Annotated in this window: 15 protein-coding genes; 8 read left to right on the top strand and 7 right to left on the bottom strand. The window is 66.7% G+C overall.

Going from position 1 to position 15,557, the window contains the following annotated elements; translation table 11 throughout:
- The first annotated feature begins 65 nt into the window (after positions 1 to 65).
- Positions 66 to 1,130, top strand: coding sequence for a diacylglycerol kinase family protein (locus QK287_RS04900; protein WP_226773824.1), 1,065 nt, complete (start codon positions 66 to 68; stop codon positions 1,128 to 1,130).
- On the opposite strand, the gene QK287_RS04895 is transcribed toward QK287_RS04900, so the two are convergent.
- The 3 genes from QK287_RS04895 to QK287_RS04885 form a co-directional block, all read right to left on the bottom strand.
- A complete protein-coding gene (locus QK287_RS04895) occupies positions 1,127 to 1,348 on the bottom strand; it encodes a hypothetical protein (RefSeq protein WP_226773823.1) in 222 nt (73 codons plus the stop codon). The genes QK287_RS04900 and QK287_RS04895 overlap by 4 nt on opposite strands.
- Before the next feature lie 92 nt (positions 1,349 to 1,440).
- A complete protein-coding gene (gene pheA, locus QK287_RS04890) occupies positions 1,441 to 2,421 on the bottom strand; it encodes a prephenate dehydratase (protein WP_282359484.1) in 981 nt (326 codons plus the stop codon).
- Positions 2,422 to 2,439: 18 nt separating this feature from the next.
- Complete coding sequence (locus QK287_RS04885) at positions 2,440 to 2,766, bottom strand: rhodanese-like domain-containing protein (protein WP_226773821.1); 327 nt, start codon at positions 2,764 to 2,766, stop codon at positions 2,440 to 2,442.
- A gap of 273 nt (positions 2,767 to 3,039) precedes the next feature.
- On the opposite strand from QK287_RS04885, the gene QK287_RS04880 reads away from it, so the two are divergent.
- The 4 genes from QK287_RS04880 (at position 3,040) to QK287_RS04865 (ending at position 8,191) form a co-directional block, all read left to right on the top strand.
- Entirely contained in the window at positions 3,040 to 4,482 is a 1,443-nt protein-coding gene (locus tag QK287_RS04880) for an amidase (protein WP_282359483.1), read from the top strand.
- Positions 4,483 to 4,592: 110 nt separating this feature from the next.
- Positions 4,593 to 5,705: an alcohol dehydrogenase catalytic domain-containing protein gene (locus QK287_RS04875; protein ID WP_282359482.1), complete on the top strand. Its 1,113-nt coding sequence runs from the start codon at positions 4,593 to 4,595 to the stop codon at positions 5,703 to 5,705.
- A gap of 151 nt (positions 5,706 to 5,856) precedes the next feature.
- Complete coding sequence (locus QK287_RS04870) at positions 5,857 to 7,326, top strand: peptide MFS transporter (RefSeq protein WP_226773098.1); 1,470 nt, start codon at positions 5,857 to 5,859, stop codon at positions 7,324 to 7,326.
- 4 nt (positions 7,327 to 7,330) lie between these two features.
- The gene (locus tag QK287_RS04865) at positions 7,331 to 8,191 is read left to right on the top strand and encodes a phosphotransferase (protein WP_282359481.1); all 861 of its coding nucleotides are present in this window, start codon (positions 7,331 to 7,333) and stop codon (positions 8,189 to 8,191) included.
- A gap of 19 nt (positions 8,192 to 8,210) precedes the next feature.
- Here the strand turns inward: QK287_RS04865 and QK287_RS04860 are convergent, their stop codons facing one another.
- Positions 8,211 to 8,774 (bottom strand): DUF4190 domain-containing protein, encoded by a 564-nt coding sequence (locus QK287_RS04860; protein ID WP_282359480.1) that lies wholly within the window; start codon positions 8,772 to 8,774, stop codon positions 8,211 to 8,213.
- 133 nt (positions 8,775 to 8,907) lie between these two features.
- Here QK287_RS04860 and pgm point away from each other — a divergent pair, with 133 nt between their 5' ends.
- Positions 8,908 to 10,581 (top strand): phosphoglucomutase (alpha-D-glucose-1,6-bisphosphate-dependent), encoded by a 1,674-nt coding sequence (gene pgm, locus QK287_RS04855; protein ID WP_226773101.1) that lies wholly within the window; start codon positions 8,908 to 8,910, stop codon positions 10,579 to 10,581.
- Positions 10,582 to 10,774: 193 nt separating this feature from the next.
- Here pgm and QK287_RS04850 read toward each other — a convergent pair whose 3' ends face one another.
- Positions 10,775 to 11,380, bottom strand: coding sequence for a malonic semialdehyde reductase (locus QK287_RS04850; RefSeq protein ID WP_226773102.1), 606 nt, complete (start codon positions 11,378 to 11,380; stop codon positions 10,775 to 10,777).
- Between the two features lie 216 nt (positions 11,381 to 11,596).
- Between QK287_RS04850 and QK287_RS04845 the strand changes: the two genes are divergently transcribed.
- Positions 11,597 to 12,934 carry a solute carrier family 23 protein gene (locus QK287_RS04845; protein ID WP_226773103.1) on the top strand — a complete coding sequence of 446 codons (1,338 nt, stop codon included), beginning with the start codon at positions 11,597 to 11,599 and terminating at the stop codon, positions 12,932 to 12,934.
- Between the two features lie 111 nt (positions 12,935 to 13,045).
- Here QK287_RS04845 and QK287_RS04840 read toward each other — a convergent pair whose 3' ends face one another.
- Positions 13,046 to 13,567: a hypothetical protein gene (locus tag QK287_RS04840; RefSeq protein ID WP_226773104.1), complete on the bottom strand. Its 522-nt coding sequence runs from the start codon at positions 13,565 to 13,567 to the stop codon at positions 13,046 to 13,048.
- Positions 13,568 to 13,797: 230 nt separating this feature from the next.
- Here QK287_RS04840 and QK287_RS04835 point away from each other — a divergent pair, with 230 nt between their 5' ends.
- Positions 13,798 to 14,334, top strand: a complete 537-nt coding sequence (locus tag QK287_RS04835; RefSeq protein ID WP_226773105.1) for a DUF6328 family protein — start codon at positions 13,798 to 13,800, stop codon at positions 14,332 to 14,334.
- Positions 14,335 to 14,398: 64 nt separating this feature from the next.
- Here the strand turns inward: QK287_RS04835 and QK287_RS04830 are convergent, their stop codons facing one another.
- Positions 14,399 to 15,523 carry a glycerate kinase gene (locus QK287_RS04830; RefSeq protein WP_226773106.1) on the bottom strand — a complete coding sequence of 375 codons (1,125 nt, stop codon included), beginning with the start codon at positions 15,521 to 15,523 and terminating at the stop codon, positions 14,399 to 14,401.
- Positions 15,524 to 15,557: the final 34 nt, after the last annotated feature.

Here is a 15,557-nt window from a genome sequence, read left to right as displayed (position 1 = left end):
CCAATCCGGGCGCCTGCACCGGGCAACCAAATCACCGCCCACCGGCGGGATAGTGTTGGAGCACAATGCGTGACTGGCTGCTCTATCTCGTCATCGCTGGAGTTCTGGCGTTTGCCGCCTCCAGCTGGTGGGGAGTGCGCAAGCTCAAAGCCAGGCACAGCCGCAGCACCGTGTCGGAGGAAACGCACAGCCCAGGCCTGGGCCAGCAGAAGGTCGCAGTGGTGATGAACCCGATCAAGGCCCGATCAGGCGAAGCCCGGACACTGATAGCGAATGCGTGCGCAGCAGCGGGCTGGGCGCCGCCGCAGTTTTACGAAACTACTGCCGCGGACCCGGGCTTCTCGCAGGCGCGGGCCGCTGTCCAGTCCGGCGCCGACGTCGTACTGGTGGGCGGCGGCGACGGCACGGTCCGGGTGGTGGCGGACATTCTGGCCGGCACGGAAACCGCCATGGGCCTGATCCCGCTCGGCACCGGCAACCTGCTGGCCCGCAACATCCACCTGGACGTGGGCGACCTGCGCGCGAGCGTCCAGACTGCCCTGTTCGGTCAGCAACGCTTTATTGATACGGCGCGGATGACGGTGGAGAACGCCCGCACCAACGAATCGGCGGAACACACCTTCCTGGTCATCGCCGGCATCGGCATGGACGCAGAGGTCATCGGCGACACCAATGACGGGCTCAAGAAGGCTGTGGGCTGGCTGGCTTACACCGAAGCGGGGGTCCGGCATCTCCCGGGCCGCCGCAAGAAGGTGACCATCTCACTGGACGACCAGCCGGAGCAGAGCCGGAAGATCCGCAGCGTACTGTTCGCGAACTGCGGGTTGATCCCCGGCGGGATTGATTTCATCCCGCAGGCGATGATTGATGACGGGATGCTCGACGTGGTGGTGATGAGCCCGCGCAGTGCGATCGGCTGGCTGGCGATGTACTGGAAGATTGTGCTCAAACACAAGAGAAACCTGCCGGTGATGGCGTTTTACCGCTCCGGAAAGATCATCATCCGCTGTCCGGAACCAATGCCCACACAGGTCGACGGCGATCCGTCCGGAGAGGCCACGAAGGTCACCGTACAGGTTGCCCCGGGCTCGCTGCTCGTCCGCGTCAAGAACGGCACCGAGCAAGGCTAGGCGCTGGTTTCCGTCGCCGCCGCTGCGGACTTTTTCGCCTCCGCGGCAGCCTTGGCCGCGCGCGCCTCGGACTGCTCCCGGATCATTGCCTGCTCCTCTTCGAAGCGCAGCCGGTCTGCACGGTCGGCGTCGTCGCCGTCCCAGTCCTGATTGTCAGCGGTCGGCTTCGGGTTCACGATCATTCCCTGGCCGTCATTTTCAAGGCTGGTATCTGCCATAACCTGCTCCCTCGTAGAGGACTTCCCCAATATGGATCAGGCAAGCATACGCACAGTTGCAGAGGGGCGGAAGTGCGGCATGCGGCATTTGTCTACGCTGTGGGCGAAGCGCCCGACGTATATACCGGCACCACTGATGCTCCCGAGAGTATGTCTTTTACCCAGGCATGGGCGGCACGGAAGGCCTGGTCCGAGGTGTGTGGCTCCACTGTGGTGCGCTGGCCGTCCGCGCGTCCGTAAGACCCGAGGAAACGGGTTGCCGGGCTGATCCGGTGCAGGCCGGCGAGGGCATCTGCAACCCGGGCATCCGCCACGTGTCCGTCGGCGTCAATGCTGAAGAAGTAGTGGCCAAGGTATTGGCCGGTAGGCCGTGATTCGATCCGGCTCAGGTTCACGCCGCGGGTCGCGAACTGGTCAAGGATTTCCATCAATGCACCGGGGCGGTCTTCGGGCAGCGGAACCACGACCGTGGTCTTGTCCGCGCCGGTGGGTTCGGTCAGCCGGCCGGGCCGGCCGACCAGCACAAAGCGTGTCACCGCACCCGGGTTGTCCCCGATATTCTCCGCCAGGACGTGGAGTCGTGGCTGCTTCGCGGCCACAATCGGGGCGCAGATGGCGGCGTCGTAGTGGATATCGCCTTCGAGCAAGCCCATCGCCGCTGCAGCGGTGGAGGAACCCGGGATATATTCAGCATTAGGAATATATTTTTCTGCCCACAGCCGGCACTGCGCCCAGGCGTGGCCGTGGGTGGAGATCCGGCGGATATCTTCAATCCGGGTGCCGGGCCGGGCCACCAGCACAAAGCTGATCGATACCAGGGCTTCGCGCAGGATCCGGAGTTCCTGTCCGGTGGCGATTGCGTCCAGGGTTGCCGTGACGCCGCCTTCCACGGAGTTCTCGATCGGCACCATGGCGGCGTCGGCAGAGCCGTCGCGGACCTTATCCAGCGCCGAGTTGACGTTCGAGGACGGAATACGGATTGCTTCCGCAGCATCGGGAACCTGCATCAGGGCAGCCTCGGTGAAGGTGCCCGCGGGTCCGAGGAAGGTATACGTCACAGGTGATGCGGGCATCGGCGCTTCTTTCTTCAGCTACAGGATGACGGGCTTGAGTCCGTTGTCGGACACCAGCGGCATTCCGGTTTCCAGCCACTGGTCCATGCCGCCGGCCACATTCAGGGCGGAATACCCCTGTCCGGATAGCCACTGGGCGGCGCGCAAGGAACGGCCACCGGTGCGGCAGATAACAAAAACGTCCTCGTCCGGGTCGAGGTCCTCAAGCCGCGCCGGGAGCTGGTCCAGCGGGATGTGGAGGGCGCCGGCCGCGTGGCCCGCCACCCACTCGTAGTCTTCGCGGACGTCGAGGATCCGGGCCCCTTCCGGGATGTCGGACACGGTCACTGTGTCAAAGTCGCTCATGGTCGTCCTTCCGCAGAATGAATGGTCAACCTTCAGCGTATCGCCACCGGCCAGCGCCGCACCCCTACCCGGCGGCAGGTTACGCTTCTGGGATGGCGCACCGGAGACCCACTGGCACAGGGGACATGTCCAGTTCCCACCCGCGCGCATGTCCTCCCCCGGATGCGGGGCCTGGGCATACGCCCAACGTGTCCGCCCGTGGGCCCGGGGAGTGGGCAGGTGCACCGAAGCCGAGGGCCAGGGCGGCCGGGCGAGCGCTGGAGCCGCGTTTCCTTGGCTGAAATCCATGAACTGACCGCCGTCGAGCTGCGCGATGCCCTTCGCGGGGGCGAACTGTCGGCGCGGCAGGCCGCCGGCCACTTCCTGGACCGCATTTCGGCGATAAACCCTCACCTTGGCGCGTTTATCACCGTCACGGCCGAGCAGGGGATGGTCGACGCGGCGGCGGCCGATGACCGCTACGCCCGGTCCGCCCGGGACGGTGCCGGGCTGCCGCTGCTGCACGGGGTGCCGGTGGCGTTTAAGGACCTGACAGACGTCGCCGGAGTTATCACCACCCACGGCAGCGCAGCGCTGGAGCATAAACCCGCCCTGCTCGACGGCGCCCTAGCTGCCAAGCTCAAAGGCACGGGCGTGGTCTCGCTGGGGAAAACGCAGGTGCCGGAGTTCGGGCTGACGGCCTACAGCGAGAACCGGATCGCGCCGCCCTCCCGCAACCCGCATGCGTTCAGCCGCAGCTCGGGCGGATCCTCCGGTGGAAGTGCAGCTGCGGTGGCCGCCGGCCTGGTGCCGTTCGCGCCGGGATCCGACGGCGGCGGCTCGGTCCGCATTCCGGCTGCCGCCTGCGGACTCGTGGGACTCAAACCGGGGCGGGGGCTGGTTCCCGCGGGGGAAAGCACGGGGGACGCCGCGGGGCTCGTCGTCTCCGGTCCGCTGGCCCGCTCGGCCGCCGACGCTGCCCTGCTGCTGGACGCGCTCAAGCCCGCCGGTCCGCAGCGGGTCCGATGGGAGGGCGCACCGGGCTACCTGGAAGACTCAGCGCGAAAACCACGGACACTGCGCGTTGGCGTCAGCCTGGACAGTCCGTGGCAGACGTTTTTCCCCTTCACCCCGGACCCCGAGGCCCTCGACGCACTTGCTGAAGGCGTCCGGTTGCTCGAAGCAGCGGGCCACGAGACCTCCGATGCCTCCATCCGCTACGACAACCGCTACCCGGATGCGTTCACCACGGCCTGGACCGCCGCCGTCGGCAGCGCCCGGATCCTGCCCCAGCGCGAGGCGCTCCTGACGCCCCTCACCCGGACCTTCCGGCGCCGGGCCCAGCAGCGGAGTCCCGCGAAACTCGCCGAATCCCTCGCGTTCCTGCGCCGGTTCCAGCGGGACACGATCGCCCAATACACCGGCTGGGACCTTATCCTGACGCCGGCGTTGGCCCAGACCCCCCGTCCGGTTGGCTGGTTCACCGGAACTGCCCACGGCAACGGCTACTGGCCAGCGGCCGAATGGGCCGGAGACGCTGACGGCGACTACCGCAAGCAGTGCGAGTATGCACCGTGGTCCTCGATGGTAAACGTATGCGGGCTGCCCGCGATCACCCTTCCGGTGCACTGGACCGGCGGCGCGGCCGGCTCGGGGCTGCCGATGGGAATCCAGCTGATCGGGCCGATGGGCTCCGAGGCCCTGCTGCTGCAACTTGCCACACAGCTGGGCTTCTAGCCTCCCGCCGGGATGAGCCGGGATGATTTCCGCGGACGCGGCCGATACGGTGGAGCTGGTCAACGCCAGGACATGTCCACTCTCTGAAGGCTCCCAACTGAAAGGGAACAATGAAGATCACCGGTGCTGTACTCGAGGAAATCGGGCGCCCCCGCCCTTTCGCTGACTCCAAGCCCATCACCATCTCCGAGCTGGAGCTGGACGGTCCGGGGCCCACCGAGGTCCTGGTGAAGATCGAAGCCGCCGGCATCTGCCACTCGGATCTGAGCGTTGTGGACGGGAACCGGGTGCGCCCGGTGCCGATGCTGCTGGGGCATGAGGCTGCGGGACGCGTCGTCGAGGTCGGCTCGGAGGTCAAGGACCTGGCGCCCGGCCAGCGTGTTGTGATGTCCTTCCTGCCCCGCTGCGAACGGTGCCCGAATTGCGGGGAAGATGGGCGGCTCCCCTGCACCGCTGGTTCCAGGAGCAACGGCGAAGGTACCCTCCTGCACGGATCGATGCGGTTGGGCCGCGGCGGCGAAAAGATCTACCACCACCTGGGCGTCTCCGGCTTCGCCACCCACGCCGTTGTGGACCGCGCCTCGGCCGTCCCGGTCGATGATGACATCCCGGCGGACGTCGCCGCCGTCCTCGGCTGCGCCGTGCTGACCGGCGGCGGTGCGGTGCTGAACGCGGCCCGGCCCCGGCCGCAGGACAGTGTGATGATCGTGGGGCTCGGAGGCGTTGGTATGGCCGCGCTGATCACCGCGGTTTCGCAGGGGGTCTCGCGGATCGTCGCCGTGGACACGCTCGAGGAAAAGCTCGAACACGCCCGCCGTCTGGGCGCCCACGAGACCTACACCCCGCAGCAGGTCCTGGCGGAGGGCATCAAGGCCCGGTACGTGATCGAATGCGCCGGTAACCCGCGCGCCTTCGAGACCGCCTTCGCCGCCACCGCTGTGGGCGGCACCACCATCACCGCGGGCCTGCCGCACCCGGACGCGCGCGCCCAGATCTCGCCCCTGACCATCACGGCGGAGGCCCGGACCATCGTCGGCAGCTACCTTGGCTCAGCAGTGCCGTCCCGGGATATTCCGAAGTACGCCCAGCTCTGGCGGGAAGGAAAACTGCCGGTCGAGGAGCTGATTTCGTCCCGCATCGCACTGGCGGACATCAACCAGGCCATGGACCAGCTGGCCGACGGAAAAGCGGTCCGCCAAGTCATCATGTTCGACGCCGGGTAGCCTGCCCCCACCCGCCGTTCCCACCGGGTGAGGCTACCGGGTCCCAAACGCCGCATCGGAAACGTCATCCAGTGACAGCGCACCCCGAAATGACTTGCCCCGGGGCGCCGCGAATGTGACAATCCCGCGACACACTGTCAGCATTAAGTAAATGAGCACAACTCATTTAACTGATCCCCCCGCTACAACGCCGGGCGATACCTCCTTTTTTGGCCACCCAAAGATGCTGGCCAGCCTCTTCTCCGTAGAAATGTGGGAGCGCTTCTCCTTCTACGGAATGCAAGGCATCCTCCTCTACTACATGTACTTCACGGCTGCCCAGGGCGGCCTGGAGATTGAACAGGGCCTCGCCGCCAGCCTCGTCGGCGCCTACGGCGGCGGGGTGTACCTCTCCACCATCCTCGGCGCCTGGCTCGCGGACCGGCTCTTCGGTTCGGAGCGGGTACTGTTCGGCTCCGCCGTGATGATTATGGCCGGGCACATCGCCCTGGCCCTGGTCCCCGGCATTCCCGGCCTCATCGCCGGCCTCGTGCTGGTGGGTGTCGGTTCCGGCGGCCTGAAGGCCAATGCCACCGCGCTGGTTGGCAGTCTCTACCGGGAGAAGGACGAACGCCGCGACGCCGGCTTCTCTATCTTCTACATGGGCATCAACGCCGGCGCCCTGATCGGCCCGCTGGTCACAGGCTGGCTGCAGGAAAGCCAGGGATTCCATTGGGGCTTCGGCGCCGCCGCCGTCGGGATGGCATTGGGCCTCGGCGTCTACGCCCTGGGCCGCAAGAAGCTGCCCGAGGAATCCCAGCGTGTGGCCAACCCGCTGCCCGCTGCGGAGCGCACCAAGTACGGCATAGTCTTCGCCGGCATTGCCGCCGTCATAGCTGCGCTGCTCGCCACCGGCGCTGTGAACGCGCAAAACCTTGCCATGTCCATGGCCTACGCCGCAATCGGCGCCTCGGTGCTGTACTTCATCCTGATCTTCAGCAGCAAAAAGGTGGACGGCACCGAACGCCGGCGCGTGGCGGCATTCATCCCGCTGTACATCGCCTCGGCCGCGTTCTGGGCCCTCTTCCAGCAGCAGTTCACCTTCATCGCCGTGTACTCGGAGGAGAAGCTGGACCGCAACCTGTTCGGCTGGGAAATGCCGGCCGCCTGGGTGCAGTCCATCAACCCGGTGTTTATCATCATCTTCGCCGGTATTATGGCCGCACTCTGGACTCGGCTGGGCCGCAGGCAGCCCGGCTCGGCACTGAAGTTCTCGATCGGCCTCTTTGTGATGGGGCTGGCCTTCCTGGCCTTTATTCCGTTGGCTGGGGAAGGCAAAACTCCGCTCCTGGCACTTGTGGGAATCCTGTTCCTCTTTACCCTCGCGGAACTGTTCCTTTCGCCCATCGGCCTGTCGGTAACCACAAAACTGGCGCCCAAGGCCTTCCACACGCAGATGGTGGCGCTGTTCTTCCTCTCGGTGTCCCTGGGCACCACCCTGGCGGGCATTTTGGCCGGCTTGTACAACCCGGAGGATGAACTTCCGTACTTCATCGGCATCGGCGGGACCGCCATGCTGCTGGCCGTTGGCATGGCAGCTGCCTCGCCGGCGATCAAGAAGCTAATGGGCGGCGTACGCTGAGCCGATGAGCTCCAGGCATCGCCCGCCAATTGAGTCCCGCGTCTACATCCCCGCCCCCGGCGAGGCGTCCGACGTCGAACTGATGCCGGCGGGCGATGTCACCGACGGCGTGGTGCGGGTGGGCGGAACCATCCGCCGCCCGCACCAGCCGCAGTCACTGGCCGTCGCGGCATACCTCGATTGGCTCGAAGACGCGGAATTCGACGCCTCGCCGCGGTTCCTGGGCCGGGATGCGGCCGGCAGGGACGTCCTGACCTTTGTGCCCGGGCAGTGCGCGGGGTCCGTTCCGGAGTTATGGGTGCAGTCCGAGGAACTGCTGGTGTCCGTGGCCCGGATGCTGCGCCGACTGCATACGGCCTCGTCCGGCTACATCCCGAGGGAACACCCGTTCCCGCCCAAAGCCGTCCGGCCGGACAGTCCGGACAGCGCCGGGCGCACATTGGTGTGCCACCTGGATGTGACGCCGCAAAATGTTGTGGTCCGCGGCGGGGTGGCGGTGGGCCTGGTGGACTTCGACCTTGCCGGGCCCTCAACGGCCTTTAAGGATTCCTTTAATACGGCGATGCACTGGACACCGCTCCACGACCCGGCCGACCTCTGGCCAGGTTGGGAGTGCACAGACCCGTTCCGTCGACTCCGGCTCTTCGCCGACGCCTACGGCTGGGATGACGGCGAACGACGGCGGTTGCCGGCCGTCGGCATCGAGGCCATGGCACTGAGCCGTGAACGGATGCGGCACAACGCCGCGGCACTCGGCGGCGGCTGGGCCCGGATGTGGAACGACGGCGTGGGTGAGCTGATCGGCCGCCGCGCGGCGTGGCTCGAAGCCAACGCCGACGCGCTGGTGGCGGCGCTGACGGCCTAGTTGGCCGCTGGCCCGGACTTCAGACCGCAACGCCGGTGTAGCGGACACTACCGGCCACGATCGAGATGATCACGATCACCAGGACTGTCAGGGCGATGCCCACATAGCCCAGGACAAGCCCGGCGATGGCCATGCCTTTTCCGCCGGGCTCGCGCCTCAGCGCCAGATGCCCCAGGATGACGGCCGCAATCTGGGGCAGGATAAAAAATCCCAACCCAACAAGGGCGGCGATGCCGCAGCATAAGCTGGCAATGCTCAGGCCCTTGGGTTCGGCGGGGAGCCCGTAATATGCCGGCTGGCCGTAGGCGTTAAACGTGCCGCGGGCCTGCCCATACGGGCCGGCCTGCCCATACGGGGCGGGCGGACCGTACGGGGCGGGCGGACCGTAGGGAGGCTGCCCGTAGGGAGGCTGCCCGTCCGGCTGTTGCGGTGCCGCAGTATAGGGCGCGCCGTAGGGTGCGGCGGGCTGGCCGTAGCCCGGGGCGGGCCAGCCGTGCTGCCCCCCTCCCGGTCCCTGCCCTGTGGCCGCCGGACCGTAGCCCTCCGGTGTGTCGCCGTTGCCGTGTTTTGGCTGCTCGGTCATGGATTTCCCCTCTTAAAGCCTCTAGACCCAGAGTACCGCCGGGCTGTTCCGCGGGCAGGCCATTTCTTCGTCATAGGAGCCGCAATCCGCCGAAATCGTGTTGACTGCCCCTTCGGTCTGGCATGCTGGTGCCATGGCTAGCCGCGCGGGCACTGTTGCCCAACCCCAAGACCTTGTTGACATCACTGCGCTACTGGATGCGTACTACGACGTATCCCCCGATCTGACGGACCCGGGCCAACGGGTGGCCTTCGGCACCTCCGGCCATCGTGGCTCCAGTCTGAAGGCCTCCTTCAACGAACCCCACATCCTTGCCATCACCCAGGCAATCGTGGAGTACCGGGCAGGCCAGGGCATCACCGGACCCCTGTACCTGGCCAAGGACACCCACGCGCTCAGCGAACCAGCCCAGAATTCGGCCCTCGAGGTGCTCGCGGCTAACGGCGTGCACGTGCTGATCGACGCCCGGCACGGCTACACACCCACCCCGGCGCTGAGCCACGCGATCCTCACGCACAACAACAACTCTGCCGCCGGCGCCCCCCAGGCTGATGGCATCGTGGTGACCCCCAGCCACAACCCGCCCGGCGACGGCGGGTTTAAGTACAACCCCCCGCACGGCGGGCCTGCCGACACCGACGCGACCGGCTGGATCGCCAACCGCGCCAACGAACTGCTGGAAAACGGGCTGCGCGGCGTTAAACGGATTCCCCTCGCCGAGGCGCTGAGCGCCGGCACCACGGGCAAGTTCGACTTCCTGTCCAGCTATGTGGACGATCTCCCCTCCGTCCTGGACCTCAATGCAATCCGGGAGGCGGGCGTCCGGATCGGCGCCGACCCGATGGGCGGCGCATCGGTGGACTACTGGGGCGAGATCGGCGAACGCCACCACCTGAACCTCACAGTGGTCAATCCCACCGTCGACCCGCAGTGGGCCTTTATGACACTCGACTGGGATGAAAAGATCCGGATGGACTGCTCCTCGCCGTCGGCGATGGCCTCACTGATCAACAGGATGGCTGCTGGTGCGGACGGGTCCGCCGCCTTCGACGTCGCCACCGGAAATGACGCCGACGCCGACCGGCACGGCATCGTGACGCCCTCTGTTGATGGACAGGGCGGGCTGATGAACCCGAACCACTATCTCGCCGTTGCGATTGACTACCTGTACCGGCACCGGACCGGCTGGAACCCGCAGTCCGTGATCGGCAAGACGCTGGTGTCCTCATCCATCATCGACCGGGTGGCTGAAAGCCTGGGACGCAAGCTGGTTGAGGTGCCGGTCGGTTTCAAATGGTTCGTCCCCGGGCTCCTGTCCGGGGAGGGGGCCTTCGGCGGCGAGGAATCTGCCGGCGCATCGTTCAACAAAAAAGACGGCAGCGTGTGGACCACGGACAAGGACGGCATCCTGCTGGCCCTGCTGGCCTCGGAGATCACAGCGGTGACAGGCAAGTCGCCGTCGCAGCTCTACCAGGGCCTCACCGAACAATTCGGCGACCCGGTCTACGCACGGATCGACGCAGCGGCCACCCGGGAGCAGAAGGCCGCACTCGGCAAGCTGTCGCCGTCGGACGTTACCGCCACGGAACTGGCAGGTGAAACAATCACGGCCAAGCTGACCGAGGCGCCGGGCAACGGGGCGGCGATCGGCGGGCTTAAGGTCGTCACGGAGAACGCCTGGTTCGCGGCCCGTCCGTCCGGTACCGAGGACGTTTACAAAATCTATGCCGAGTCCTTCAAGGGCGCGGAGCACCTCAAGCAGGTCCAAGCCGAGGCAAAGGCGCTGGTGGACGGCGTCATTTCCTGACCGGGCACACCTGCGGCCGTTGGGCCCTGTTTTAGGGCCCCCAGGAGGGATAAACTCAGGTGCGGCCCCGGATGCGGCCGTGCGCTCAACCGCAGAATTGCGTCCCGAGTGCCTCCGGCCTGTCCCCCATGGTGCCGGAGGCACCTCCGCGCCTGGACACCGCCGGGACCACCCCCTCGCCGGCGGCTTCCCGTCAGAGCGTGCGGACAACGTCCTCGTAGGCGAACTTCGGCTTCGGGGCACCCCAGGCATCCGCGGCCGGCTGCCCGATATTAACCACCAGGAAGCTCCTTTGGCTGCCGTCGGGGAAAAACGCCGCATCGATAGCGGTGAAGTCTGCACCTGTCATGGGTCCGGCGGAGAAGCCAAGGGACCGGACGGCGAGGATAAAGTAGCCGGCCTGCAGGTGGGCGTTGTTGTTCCCGGTGGCCGCGGCGAGGTCCGGGGCGGCGTCGTACATGGCTTTGGGCGCGTTGTAGCCGGGAAGGAAGTTTTCCCACTGTTCCTGCCAAGACGTGTCGTAGCCCAGAACGGCGACAAGGGGCGCGGAGGCTGTTTTGGCGCGGTTGCCGTGGGCAAGGGTTTCGACAAGTGCCGCGCGTGCTTGCTCAGACCGGATGTACGTCACCCGGAGCGGCTGCGAGTTGAACGCGGTGGGACCAAACTTGGTCAGCTCGTAGATGGCCCGGGCCTGTTCGTCAGTGACCTCACCGGTAAACGTGCTCGCGGTGCGGGCCTCGGCAAAGATGGCGTCCACTGCTGCGGCGCCGATTACTGCTTCGTCATGGGCGATGGTCATGGGCATCCTTTTCGCTTGGCGTACCCGCCGGGTCGGCGGCCACTGAGTGCTGTCTTTAGTTGCAACTTCAACTTCTTGCCGTTCCTTCCCGCAATGCCCTGTGACCTCCGGCACGGACCTGCCGGCGGTGACACGGGCCGGAATCAGGGGCGCGGTAAAGTTGCTCCGGAAGATTCCTTCCCGCCCCACGCCACATATTCTCTGAAAGGCCCGGCAATGAGCATGCTCGGTACCAAATGGAAGCTCCACGGCAACGGCAGGTCGGTCCGCCCCGGTGAGGTTGTGAAGCCCGATGAGCGCCTGGCCTGGCCGCTGACCATCGGGATCGGGATGCAGCACGTCGTCGCCATGTTCGGTGCCACCTTCCTCGTCCCGATCATCACGGGCATGCCGCCGGCCACCACCCTGTTCTTCTCCGGTATCGGCACCCTGCTGTTCCTGGTTATTACCAGGGGCCAGGTGCCGAGCTACCTCGGGTCCAGTTTCGCCTTTATCGCGCCGATCATGGCCTCCCAGCAGCAGTACGGCGTTGCCGGCGCCCTCGGCGGCGTGGTGCTGGCCGGAGCCGGGCTGGCCATCATCGGCGCCGTGGTGCAGAAGTTCGGTGCCGGCTGGATCAACCGGCTGATGCCGCCCATCGTGACGGGCGCCATCGTGGGTCTGATCGGCCTCAACCTCGCGCCCGCAGCGAAGAACAACTTCGATGCGGCCCCCATCACCGCCCTCATCACGCTGGCCACGATCATCGTCGTCAGCGTCTTTTTCCGCGGCATCCTGGGCCGGCTGAGCATCCTGGTCGGCGTAGTGCTCGGCTACTTCGTGGCGATGATCCGCGGCGAAGTGGACTTCGCCAAGATGGACTCCGCTGCCTGGGTGGGGCTGCCGTACTTCCAGACCCCGGAATTCCACCTCGGTGTGGTGGGCTTGTTCGTGCCGGTGGTCCTGGTGCTCGTAGCGGAGAACATCGGCCACGTGAAGTCCGTGTCCGCGATGACCGGCCAGAACCTCGACGGCGTCTCCGGGCGTGCGCTGATGGCCGACGGCGCTGCCACTGTGCTTGCTGGCTTCGGCGGCGGCTCCGGAACCACCACCTACGCGGAAAACATCGGCGTGATGGCCGCCACCAAGGTCTATTCGACGGCGGCCTACTGGGTGGCGGGCCTTTTCGCAGTCGTGTTGAGCTTCTCACCGAAGTTCGGCGAACTCATCGCCACCGTCCCGGCGGGCGTGCTGGGCGGGGCGGCGACGATGCTCTATGGCATGATCGGCGTCCTCGGGGTCAAGATCTGGGTGCAGAACAAGGTTAACTTCGCCAACCCGGTAAACCTGACCACGGCCGCCGTCGCGCTCATCGTCGGGATCGCCGACTACACCTGGACCATTGGCGACCTGAAATTCACCGGCATCGCCCTCGGCTCCGCCGCGGCCCTCGTGATCTACCACGGCATGAAGGCCATCGCAACGGCCCGGGGTACCGTTGCCGAGCCCGAAACCGAGACTGTGGCCCCCGCCGCGGCGACGCCGGGCAGGCGCGCGCCGAAGAAGCGCCGCTAACGGCCGCTTCGCCCGCCGCCTGCAGCCGAAAGGCCGGGAGCCGAACACCACCCAAGGTGCGCGGATCCCGGCCTTCGCTGTCCAGGGTCCCGCTGTCTGCGGGCGGCGGCTTTAGCCGGCGTCGAACGCTTCCGTGCTGTCCCCGTCGCGGTCCTTCGGTGCCTTGTCCTCGGGCAGGTCCGTTCCCGATCCGTCGGGCAGACCCGCCGCGTCCTGCCCGGGCTCCGAGGAGAACGGCCGGCCGGCGTCGGGCCGTTCGGTATTGGTCTCGTCCATTTCCGCCTCCGAGGACGGCATCGCCGCCTCGGAATTCTCGTCGGCGTCGGCGTCGTAGCCAGGTGTGGTGCTGGCGTTTTCTGCACTCATTTGTTCCTCCGTTCCTCCGAAGCGTCCTGCCCCGGGTTCTCCTGCACTGTCTTGGTCTGCGGCACCTAACTGGCTCAGGTTCGGGGCCCCGGCCGGGTAGGTCTCCCCGTCCGGGCTGTCCTGGCTGAGTCCTGCGGCGTCGAACGCTTCTTCATCACGCGGCTGGGCGAACTTGGTGGTGTCGCCGCCGGGCAGTTCCTGTTCCGCGGTCGGCGTGCCGTAGCCGCCTGCTTCCTCAATCGGTTCCTGCTGTTTCTCCTGAGTCATGCTGTTCCTCCCGTGCTGGAAATGTGAACTGCGTGGATTCTTATTCGACAACGGCACGTGGCCAGGACGTGGCGCCGGACCCGCGAGGATCGCACCGTGAAGTCACCAATTCCACCCTACCCGGAATTCATCAGTAGCCTTAGCATTCGCTTGAACTTCTTTCACTTCAAGCCTAAGTTGAGTGATGGCTGCCGCCGCAGCCGGATTCGCATACCCCCGGAGGCCCAGCCGTGACCGATCGACCGTCCATGCGTGCGCCGGGGCCGGAGCCGTCGTCAGGCCTGGCCGCGCAGGTGCACCGGACCGAATCCGCCATCGAGAAGCTCGACCGCAACTGGTTGGAGTTGCTCCAGGAATTGCGGGTGCTGCAGACCGGCGTGCAGCTCCTCGCCGGTTTTCTGCTGACCCTGCCATTTCAGGCCAGGTTTGAGACATTGGACAGGTTCCAGACGTCCCTCTATCTTGCCAACGTGTCGCTGGCCGCCCTCACCACAGCCCTGATCCTCTTGCCCGTGAGCGTGCACCGGCGCCTGTTTCGGCAGCATCTCCGGGCCGCCCTCGTGTCCAATGCGGACAAGATCGCCAAAGTTGCCCTCTCCGGCATCGGACTGCTCAGCGTCGGCACCACCGCCCTGATTTTCGATGTCACGGCGGGCCGGGCGGCGGGGCTCACTGCCGGGGCGGTGCTGCTTGCAGTGTTGTTTATCCTCTTGGTCATCGTGCCCAGGAGGCTCCGCCGGCACGCCGAAGAAGGCAGAATGAGATAGCCCGCGAGGAGAACCCGTCATCAAACAGCTCGCGGAACGCACTTTCGGACAATCCCCCGGCGCTTTAGGCCCCTTCAAGCACCTGGCTGGTGGCCCAGGCAAGGTACTTCGCGGCGTTTGCGACGGCGTCCTCCGGGCTGGCGGCGATATCGAGCAGCTGAGCAGCCGCCACAACACCGTGCCGGGCCAGGTCCTCGGGTGTGACCAGGATCCGCCCCGCGACCACAATCACCGGGATGCCGAGGCGCTGTGCGGCGTCGGCGAGCGCAATCGGCGCCTTGCCGGTCAGCGACTGCGAATCGAGTGAGCCCTCGCCGGTGATCACCAGGTCCGCGTCGGCGAGCTTTCCGGCGAGTCCGGTGAGCCCGGCGACCAGGGCGAACCCGCCTTCCAATGCGGCGTTGCCAAAGGCCAGGAATGACGCGGGGAAGCCCCCCGCGGCCCCGGCCCCGGGAACATTGACGTCCCGTCCGGTGGCCTGGCGCAGGATCGAGGCCCAATTGCGCAGCCCGGCGTCGAGCAACTCCACGGCGTCGGCATCCGCGCCCTTCTGCGGACCGAACACGTGGGCTGCCCCGTCGTTGCCGAACAGCGGATTCTGCACGTCGACGGCGATCCGGAACGTCACAGCGGCCAGCCTGGGATCCAGGCCGCTGACATCGAGCACTGTCACGTCCGCGAGCGAGCCGCCGCCGAGCGGCACCACATTTCCGGCGTCGTCCAGCGGTTTGAGGCCCAGCGCGCGCAGCGCACCGCTGCCGCCGTCGGTCATCGCCGAACCGCCCAGGCCCAGCACTATCTCGGTGGCGCCGGCGTCGAGGGCTGCGGCTATTAGCTGGCCGCAGCCGTAGCTGTGCGCGCGCAGCGCGTTGGACGGGGTCGGCGCCATGTGTGCCAGGCCGGAGGCCTGCGCGGTTTCGATCACGGCTGCGGCACCGCCGAAAGCGTCCTTTCGGAGTGCCCAGGCTGCTCCAACGGGTGCCAGGATCGGCCCGACGACGGCGTTCAGCCGTTCCTCGTACCCCGCGGCGACGGCCGCCTCAAGGGTTCCTTCGCCGCCGTCAGCGACCGGGAACTGGACGGCTTCGGCGTCCGGATAGACGCGCAAAGCACCTTCGGCGATGGCAGAGGCGGCTTCGGCGGCCGTCAGGGAGCCTTTGAACTTGTCCGGGGCGATCAGGATGCGCATGGCTCTATCCTGCCAGTCCGGCGGTCCGGGCCGG

Source organism: Arthrobacter sp. AL05 (assembly GCF_029960715.1).
In the GTDB taxonomy this organism is placed as follows: domain Bacteria; phylum Actinomycetota; class Actinomycetes; order Actinomycetales; family Micrococcaceae; genus Arthrobacter.
Note: the sequence above shows the minus strand (reverse complement) of the source record. Positions and strands in the feature narration are given on the sequence as shown.